This window comes from Kiritimatiellia bacterium (assembly GCA_018001225.1).
Taxonomy (GTDB): domain Bacteria; phylum Verrucomicrobiota; class Kiritimatiellia; order CAIQIC01; family JAGNIJ01; genus JAGNIJ01.
The window spans coordinates 55816-64780 of the sequence record JAGNIJ010000024.1 but is presented as its reverse complement, the minus strand read 5'-3'; the positions used below and the strand labels follow the sequence as shown (position 1 = coordinate 64780).

General features: G+C 65.5%; 6 protein-coding genes. 1 reads left to right on the top strand and 5 read right to left on the bottom strand.

Annotated features, from left to right (window positions below):
• The 5 genes from KA248_09620 to KA248_09600 form a co-directional block, all read right to left on the bottom strand.
• Positions 1-389, bottom strand: a 389-nt coding sequence (locus tag KA248_09620; GenBank protein ID MBP7830161.1) for a secondary thiamine-phosphate synthase enzyme YjbQ, incomplete at its 3' end; no start/stop codon positions are given.
• 76 nt (positions 390-465) lie between these two features.
• Positions 466-1827 (bottom strand): sigma-54-dependent Fis family transcriptional regulator, encoded by a 1362-nt coding sequence (locus KA248_09615; GenBank protein MBP7830160.1) that lies wholly within the window; start codon positions 1825-1827, stop codon positions 466-468.
• A complete protein-coding gene (locus KA248_09610; GenBank protein ID MBP7830159.1) occupies positions 1824-3803 on the bottom strand; it encodes a PAS domain-containing protein in 1980 nt (659 codons plus the stop codon). Before KA248_09610 ends, KA248_09615 begins: the two co-directional genes overlap by 4 nt.
• Positions 3800-6310: a PAS domain-containing protein gene (locus KA248_09605; GenBank protein ID MBP7830158.1), complete on the bottom strand. Its 2511-nt coding sequence runs from the start codon at positions 6308-6310 to the stop codon at positions 3800-3802. Before KA248_09605 ends, KA248_09610 begins: the two co-directional genes overlap by 4 nt.
• The gene (locus KA248_09600) at positions 6307-7509 is read right to left on the bottom strand and encodes a beta-ketoacyl-[acyl-carrier-protein] synthase family protein (protein MBP7830157.1); all 1203 of its coding nucleotides are present in this window, start codon (positions 7507-7509) and stop codon (positions 6307-6309) included. Before KA248_09600 ends, KA248_09605 begins: the two co-directional genes overlap by 4 nt.
• Before the next feature lie 277 nt (positions 7510-7786).
• On the opposite strand from KA248_09600, the gene KA248_09595 reads away from it, so the two are divergent.
• On the top strand, positions 7787-8869 hold the full coding sequence (locus KA248_09595) for a methyltransferase domain-containing protein (GenBank protein MBP7830156.1): 1083 nt from the start codon (positions 7787-7789) through the stop codon (positions 8867-8869).
• Positions 8870-8965: the final 96 nt, after the last annotated feature.

Here is an 8965-nt window from a genome sequence, read left to right as displayed (position 1 = left end):
CGCTTGCGGCGCCGGCCGTCGAACTCCCCGTAGAAAATGCTCTCCCACGGCCCGAAATCGTGTTGGCCGCCGCTGACGGCGACGACGACCTCGCGGCCCATGACCGTGCGCTTGAGGTGGGCGTCCGCGTTGTCCTCCGCGCCGTTGTGGGCGTACTGCGAATACGGTTTCTCGGGCGCGAGTTTCTCCAGCCACTTTTCGAAGTCGGCGTGGAGCCCGCTCTCGTTGTCGTTGATGAACACGCTGGCGGTGATGTGCATGGCATTGCAGAGCAGCAGGCCCTCGCGGATGCCGCTCTCGCGCAGGCAGTCCTCGACCTGCGGCGTGATGTTGACGAATGCCCGGCGCGCCGGCGTGTTGAACCAGAGTTCCTTGCGGTAGGATTTCATAGGCTTCCACTCCCGGATGCTAAACAGAACTTATCACGATTGAGGGCCGGCCGACAACGCTGGCCGCAGGAATACCCTATCCTTCCGCCCCGCTGATCTTCAGCTTATCCATGCGGTAGCGAAGGATTCGCCGAGTGGTCCCCAACCGCTCGGCGGCCCGCGTCTGCACTCCGCCCGTCTCGGCGAGTGCCTTGGCCACCAGTCTCCGTTCGAAATCATTGACGGCCTCCTCCAGTGAGCGAGGCGCGGCCGCGCCGCCGGAGGGCGGCGGATAGCGGATTTCCATGGGCAGGGCCTCCGGGGTGAGTTCCTCCTGGTGGCCGTGCAGGACCAGCGCGCGTTCGACCAGGTTGCGCAATTCCCGCACGTTGCCGGGCCAATCGTACCGTTCGATCAGCACCCGCGCCGCGCCGCCGAAGCGCTGGGCGCGCGCATTCAACGGCCCGCGGAGCACCCCGAGGAAATGGTCCAGCAGGAGGGGGATATCCTCGCGGCGCTCGCGCAGGGGAGGGAGCCGGACGGGCACCACGTTCAAACGGTAGAAGAGATCGTCCCGGAAACGATGCGCCGTCACTTCCGCGCGGAGATCGCGGGACGTCGCCGCCACCACGCGGGCGCGGGTCTTGATGAGCTGGGTTCCGCCAACCCGCATGTACTCGTGCTCCTGGAGCACCCGCAGCAGCTTGACCTGCGTGGTCAACGGCATCTCGCCGATTTCATCAAAGAAGATCGTCCCGGCCCCGGCCATGTCGAAACGTCCCGCTCGACGCCGGTCGGCGCTGGTGAAGGCGCCCTTCTCGTGGCCGAACAATTCGCTCTCCATGAGCGTTTCCGGCAGGGAGGCGCAATGGACGGCGACAAAGGGCTCGTCGTGCCGGCCGCTCCGGGCATGCAGGAGACGCGCCATCAATTCCTTGCCGGTGCCGCTCTCGCCCTCGATCAACACCGTGGCGGCGCTCTCGGCGGACTTGCGGATGGTCTCGATGGCGTGGAGGAAGGACGGCGCCTGGCCGATGATATCCTGCACGGGATACTCGCGCAGCACCTCCCGCTGGAGGGCCTCGACCTTCCGCTTGAGCGCCGCGCGCTCCAGGGCGCGGGCAACCATGCGCCGGGCATCGTCCACCTCGAACGGCTTGGGCAGGTAGTCCAGGGCTCCGGCCTGGATCGATTCGACCACGGGGCGGACGGATGTCGACCCGCTGACCATGATCACGGCCACGTGGGCGTAGCTTTCCATGATCTCCCGGAGCAGGGATAGTCCGTCACGCTGCGGCATCAGGACATCCAGCAACACGAGGTCCACGTCGCCGAGCGCGAGGATCCTTAGCGCTTCGGCCGCGTCGGCCGCCAGCGACACGCGATAGTCGCGCACGAAGACCTGCTTGAGGGATTCCCGGCTTCCCAATTCGTCATCCACGATCAGAAGATGCTTCATGTCGGCGTCTCCATGGCGGCCGGCAGCCGCAGGGTTACCTCGGTGCCGTCGGGGCCGGTCTCCACGTGTATGGTGCCGTTATGGTCCATGACCACGCGCTGTACGATGGCCAGGCCCAGCCCCATGCCCCGCGCCTTCGTGGTATAGAACGGGGAAAAGACCTTGTCGCGGATCCCGGGATCCATGCCCGGCCCGTTGTCCACGACCGCTAACAGGACATGCCGCCCGGATTCGGCTCCGGCCGCATTGCGCGCCACCAGTTCCACGCGGGGGTCGCTCCGGCCCTGGGCGGCCTCGAGGGAATTGACGACGAGATGCATCACGCATTCCGCGAGGGCGCGGGCGTCACCCCGGATGGGCCAAAGGTCGTGATCGAGTTCCTGGTGCACGGGGATGCCGGTCGGGAACGCGACCTGGCGGACCATTTCAAGTCCCTGGTCGATGACGTCCCGCACGGCCGCGTTTTCGAGATTCAGCCTAGGCGGGTGCGCAAAGCGGTTAATGTGGTCGATGATGCGGTTGAGACGATCCACCTCCTGTGAGACGACTTCGGCAAACTCGTGCCGGAACTCGTCCTCCTCGTATCGCTCGGGCAGGAGTTGCGCGAAGGTCTTGATGGCGACCAGCGGGTTACGTATCTCGTGGGACATGCCCGCGGCCAGTTCCGCCCAGAACGCGGCCCGTTCCACCTGCGCCTGCCGTTCCTTCAGTTCGCGCTCGGCGGTGACGTCCTGCACGAAGAGGACCGCGCCCAGGCAGCCGGAAGCGCTGTCGAGCCGTTGCGCCCGGGCCGTGAGGACGTCCCGCCCGCCGGGCTCGCGCCACTCCTGCGGGTGCCGCAGGGCCTCCCCGGCCAGGGCACGCCGAATCAGGTCAGCGGGGCCGGCACCCAGAGCCTCCACCTTCCGGCCCATGACCTGGTCGGCGGCGGCCTGGAAAATCCGCGCGGCCTCGTCGTTGAACCAGCGGATGATGCCCTCGGCATCCACGGCCACAATGCCCGTGGGCAGGCTTTGCAAGAGGGTTTCGGCCAGCGTTTTCTGGACGGCCAGTTCCTCGTACAGCAGGGCGTGCTCCAGGGTGGTGGAGACGTGTTCGGCCAGCGCCGCGAGGTCCTCCAAGTGGACGGACTCGAACGGCAGGCCCGTGACACGGTGGCCGACGTACAACCATCCGAGCAGTCGGCCGCGGGCCTGCAGCGGCAGCAGGATTTCAGCGCCCAGCGTATCGAGGGTCTGCTGCAGAAGCCAGCGTGCGTCGGCTTCACGGACATGCGAGAGATTTTCACGGGAGACCAGGTGCGCGTGCAGGGCGAGCCACCGCACCAGCGCGTCGCGCGGCCCATACTCGAGCGCCTCGACGCCCTCCAGGCAGCGAAGGCCGCCCCGCCACTTAAAAGTCTCGCTGTCGCGCGCGCGGCAGAAGATGCCCACGCGGGACACTCTCACCGACGCGGCCACATCCTCCGCCATGGATTGCAGCAGCGTTTCCACGTCGCCTACGGGACAGAGATTTCCGGGGTAGCGCGGCGGGGGCCGCCGCGCGGAAGCCTCGGGCTCGGGCCGGGCCCGGACCGCCAGGGCCTCCTGCCGCCAGGCCTCGTTCTCATGCAGGAGGCGGAGATGGCCGGCCGCATGCAAGATAAGCTGCTGAAAGCGGGCCCGGGTCAACTCGGGGTCCTCGACGGCATACACGCCGGCGGCGTCCGCGGCGCGTGCCGGTTCCGAGCCGGGAACGCCCAGGGCCACGACGACCGCGCGGGGTTCTATCTCCATCACGCCCCGGATCAGCGGCACCGCCTCATCGGCCCGCAGGTCGACCACCGCCAGCAGGCCGGCGCCCCGGTCGAAGAGGGCTTCGAAAGCCGCCGGCGTCGCCACGGGCCGCACCACGGCGAGTCCGTCCAACAAGCCGCACGCACGCCGGACAAGGACCTCGTCCTGGGTATAGAGATGTACCAGCGGCACGGGCTTCATGCTGCGGGCTCCCCGGGCGGCAGCAGGGGAAAATAGAGGTGGAACGTCGTCCCCCTGCCCACCTCGCTGCTCACGTCCATGATGCCGCCATGTTCCTGAACAATGCCGTGCGCGACGGAGAGACCCAGGCCCGTTCCATGATTCTTAGTAGTGAAAAAGGGATCGAACACCCGGGCAAGGTTTTCGGGCGGGATGCCCTCGCCCGTGTCCGTGATGCCCACGCGGATATACGGCGGGCCGACATCCTGGGTGCTGTCCGCGAACCGGGCGGCATATGGCACCGCCTCCAGGTTCTCCGTGGCGATGATGATCGCCCTGTCGGCGCCGTGGATGGCATCCATGCCGTTGAGCAAGACATTGACGAAAGCCTGGTTGAGCTGATTCGCATCCGCGCGGACACGGTCCCGGGACGCATGGAGCTGAATGGCCATCTCGATTCCTTTCTGCCGTGCCTGCTGGGTTACCAGTTGGAGCGTGGAATGGAGAACCTGGTGCAGGGGCGTAGGGACCAGGTGCGGCCGCGCGGGCCGGCTGAAGTGAAGCAACTGGTTGACGATCGTGTCGATCCGCTGCACCTCGTCCCCCACGAGTGACGAGAAGGTGATGCGGAAATCCGGGTCCTCGTACCGCTCCGGCAGCAACTGGGTGAAAGTCTTGATGGACACGAGCGGGTTCTTGATTTCGTGGGCCATGCCGGCGACCAGCGTGCCGAGGCTGGCGAGCCGGTCCGTGCGCCGCACTTGCATTTCCAGGCGCCGCAGGGCCGTGAGGTCGGCGAACACCACGAGGGCGCCCAGGACCTGGCCGGTATGTCCATGGAAGACCGAACTGCCCAGGCGGACGGGGGTTTCCTCGCCGCCCTCGTGCAGCAACACCACGTCCTGGTCGCGGCGTCCGCGCCCGCGGTCGAAAGCGTTGTTCAGCGCGGATACCAGGGGCGGCGGGAGACCCGAGACCAGCCGGCCCAGCACCTCCGACGGCTGGAGCCGCGTGATGCGTTGCGCCTCGCGATTGAACACCGTGACCTTGCGATCCTCGTTGATCGCGATCACGCCGTTGACCAGGCTGTCGAGCAGTATCTCGTGGTAGATTTTGCTGTTCTGCACCTGGGTATAGAGGCGCGCGTTCTCCAAGGCAACGGCCAGCTGGTTGCACAGGATTGGCAGCGCCTCCAGTTCCACCGATCCGTAGATGCGTCCCGACAACCGGGGCCCCATCAACAGCAGCCCCTCCAGTCCGTCCTTGGAATGGATACGCGCGGCGATGGCCGCGTGAAGGGTTTTCAGGCGCCGGGCGGCTTCCGCCAGCAGCGGCGCCGGACGGATGCGCTCGACCACGTCCACGCTCAACGGTTCGCCATGCTCCCGGACCGCCCGGACCAGGGCATCGTCCGGCGCCAGCGACAGGGCCGCCGCGGCGAGGGGGTCGGGGTACTGTTGAACGTACGTCTCCGGGCCGAGCAGGAGGATCACGACCCGGTCCGTGTCCACGGCCTCGGCGATACCGCGGGCAAAGCGCTGGAGCAGGTCGCCCATGGTGCCGATGGAGTCCAGGATCCGGCTGGCGCGCTGGACAACGGTCGCCACGTTGAGCGGGCGCGCATTGACGAAGAGCCGGGCGGAGAAGCGCTGCAGCCGCCCGTAGGCCGGGGCCATGGAGAGCGCCACGGCCAGGGCCGCGGCCATGTGCGGGAGCAGGGACTCCCCGTAGATTCGCCGCGTCAGGTCATGGACCGGAAACCAGACGGCGAGATACAAGGCCAGCAGGTAGGTCGTGAGCAGCGCGTAGGCCGTGACGCGACGCAACAGTTCAGTGGCCTCCATGATGCGACGCGTGGCGATGCCGTAGGCGATGCTCGCATCGAGGAGGATCAGGCTCAAGGGGGACAGCGCGGCGTATACGTAATCGGAGGTCAACAGGGGCAGGACAATCGAGCACAGCACGCCGAACAGCAACCCGCTGGGCAGGCCCAGGAGCACAAAGTACAGTTCCGCCCGCACAATCCCGGTGGCATGACGGGCGTCGCGAATCAACCGCCCGACCAGCAGGCACCACGCCGCCAGGTAATACGCCGTGAAGACATACAAGCCCGGCCCATAGACCGCGTACGGCAGCCCCGGGCCGGCCGTCGGCATCTGCACCTCCTTCAGGAAGAACGGCGTCTGGCACAACGCGGCCAGCGCGCCCGTCGCCAGCCACAGCGCCGCCCCGTGCCGGACCCGGGGGATGCGGCGGCTGCCGTGGTCGACGACGGCCTGGCGGAGATACTGCCCGACGATCGGGATCAGGAGGGCCACCGCGTAGGCTTGCCGAATCCAGAACTCCGCCCAGAAGGCGGTGTCGGCCAGCGTGATGGACCACACCCCGATGAGCCAGCCCGCCAGCACCAGGCTCAAGCCGAAGAACACGCGGTTGAGCGCGCGGCCGGGTTGCGTCGCCAGCACGAATATCCCCATCGCCAGGTTCAGCGCGAGAGTCACCAGCAGCGAGGCCTGCACGGGGCTCACGAGGAAGCCACCCTCTCCACAACCATGCTGACGTTACGACCGCCCAACCCATGGCTGTTGATCACGGCGCAATCCAGCCGGACGGACCGCGGCCGCCGCGCGACGAAATCCAAGTCGCACTCCGGGTCGGGCTCTTCGAGGTTGGCGGTGGGCGGAATCTGCCCGTGACGGAACATCAGGGCACACGCGGCGAGCTGAAGCGCCCCCCCGGCCGCCAGGGGATTGCCGATATGGCCCTTGATGGACGACACCGGTATGCGGAAGGCCCGGGGGCCCAGCGCCGCCTTGATCATCCTTGTTTCGACGCGGTCCATGACGGGATGGCCCGGGCCGTGCGCGTTCACGTAATCCACGCGTCCGGCCGGTCGGCCGGCATTGGCCAGAGCCATTTGCATGGTCTGCGCCAGTCCCGACCCGGGGCGCTCGGAATCCGGATCGGTGTTCATGGCGTAGCCCTTGATCTCCAGGTAGGGGACCGCGCCCCGGGCCCGGGCATGATGCAGGTTCTCGAGAATCACCACGGCGGCGCCTTCCGAAATCACGCCGCACACATGTTGGCGGTCGAACGGCCGGCTCGCCGCACGGGGATTCTGTACTTCCGAGGAAATCAACCCACAAGCCGCGAAGCTGGTGAAGGCCGTGAAGCTGATCGGGGCATCCGCCCCGCCGGCCATCGCCACGTCCGCGCGGTCTCCCAGAATCAGCGAGGCCGCCTCGCTGATGGCGTCGAGGCCGGCCGCGCAGGCGCTTGCCATGGTCAACGGGTGCGTCTGCAAGTCCAGACAGGCGCTGATGGCATTGACCGCCGCGTGAGGCATGAACGCGCCGATGATATAGGGAGGCCCCTGGCCCGGGCCCCTCCGCTCAATCTGTCGGCGATGCGCCTCCCACATGTCCGGCGCGCTGGTGCTCACGCCCATGACCAGCGGTAACGGAAAGTGCTTCTTCAACGGTCCCGCATCCAGCCCGGAATCCTCCAGCGCCATCTTCGCGGCCGCCACCGCCATCTGTGTACAACGCGACATGCGCCGGGGTTTCATCCGCGGCTCGATGAAATCCTCCGGACGGAAATCCCGGACTTCCCCGGCGACGGTACAGGGCGTACCTGTCGGATCAAAAAGCGTGATCGGGCCGATGCCGCCGATACCCGCCAGAAGATTCCTCCAGAAAACCTCCTTGCCTATGCCATTCGGAGCCACGACACCTATGCCCGTAACCACCACTCGCTGCGCCCGACTCATTCCCCCTCTCCCCCTCGCATGGCAAAACCACTATGAAGCCGCAATACCATGGGCAGTGCACCTTACCGTTTAAGCGGAATCAGGATGAGCATTTATGTACACGCCGTCAACAGTTATAAGCAATTGCCTGCACTCTTTTGTTCACTCTTTACGCAAGAAAAGGCGTTTTATTGTAAAACGGTTCTTGCCACATCCGCGATGATTAATTAGAAGATCCGTGTTCGTTTACAATTCCATGAAACTCGTGCGACATCCCATCCGGCTCTTGCTCCGGCGGTTGGCGGAGGCGACGCTCCTGAAAAGGACGTCTGACAATCTATACAGGGTCATGGGAGGACACATCTACTTCCAGACCCTTGCCGCGGCGGTGCGGTTCGATCTGTTTTCCCTGCTCGCCCGGCGAAAGGCCATGACGCTTGCCCAGGTGGCGGAGGAACTTGGTCTTGGAGAGCAGCCGGCACGCATTCTCCTTCTCGGTTGCACCGCGCTGCGCCTCCTGCGCAAGCGGCGGGAGAACTACAGCAACACCTGGCTCGCCGCGCGGTTGCTGGACCGGGCCCAACCGGGGAATATCGTGCCTGTCGTGCTCTGGCAGCACTTCATCAACTACCGGGCCATGGCGCACTTCTTCGACGCCGCGAAGGCCGGCTCCAATACCGGTCTCACGGAGTTTGGAGGGACGGAGAGCACTCTCTACGGACGGTTAACCCATGATCCCGACTTGGAAAGTATATTCCAGGCCGCCATGGAGAGCATTTCCGTGCAATCCAACCGGATGCTTGCCGGGGCCGTGGACTTTTCCCGGGTTCGTCATCTGCTTGATGTCGGGGGTGGTAACGGCTCCAACATCATCGAGTTGGCCCGGTGCTATCCGTCGCTGCGCGCGACGGTGTTTGACTCGCCAACGGTATGCCGGATCGCCCGGGAGAATATCCGAAAGGCCGGATATGCGGACCGACTGGCCGCCGTGGAGGGCGACGGCTTCCTTGACGAATTTCCCGCCGGCGTGGATGCCATTCTGTTCGCCCACTTCATGACCATCTGGTCCGCGGAGAAGAACAAGGCTCTACTCCAAAAGGCCTGCCGCACATTACCGCCCCATGGCGTCGCCATTGTCTTCAACATGATGCAACACAACGACGGCACAGGGCCCTTGAGCGCGGCCATGGGCTCGCCTTATTTCCTCACGCTGGCCACCGGAGAGGGAATGCTTTACACGTGGAATGAATATGCCACATGGATGAATGAGGCCGGTTTCTCGCGGATTCTAACCCATCGACTTGTGCGCGATCATGGCGTAGTGATCGGCATAAAATGAGCACCGGCTGAACAATTCTGGACACTGAAGCCGGATTCCGGATGTTGTTTTACTCATCGGAGCATCTTTTAATTTAGCGATGTAGGAGAAATCCTG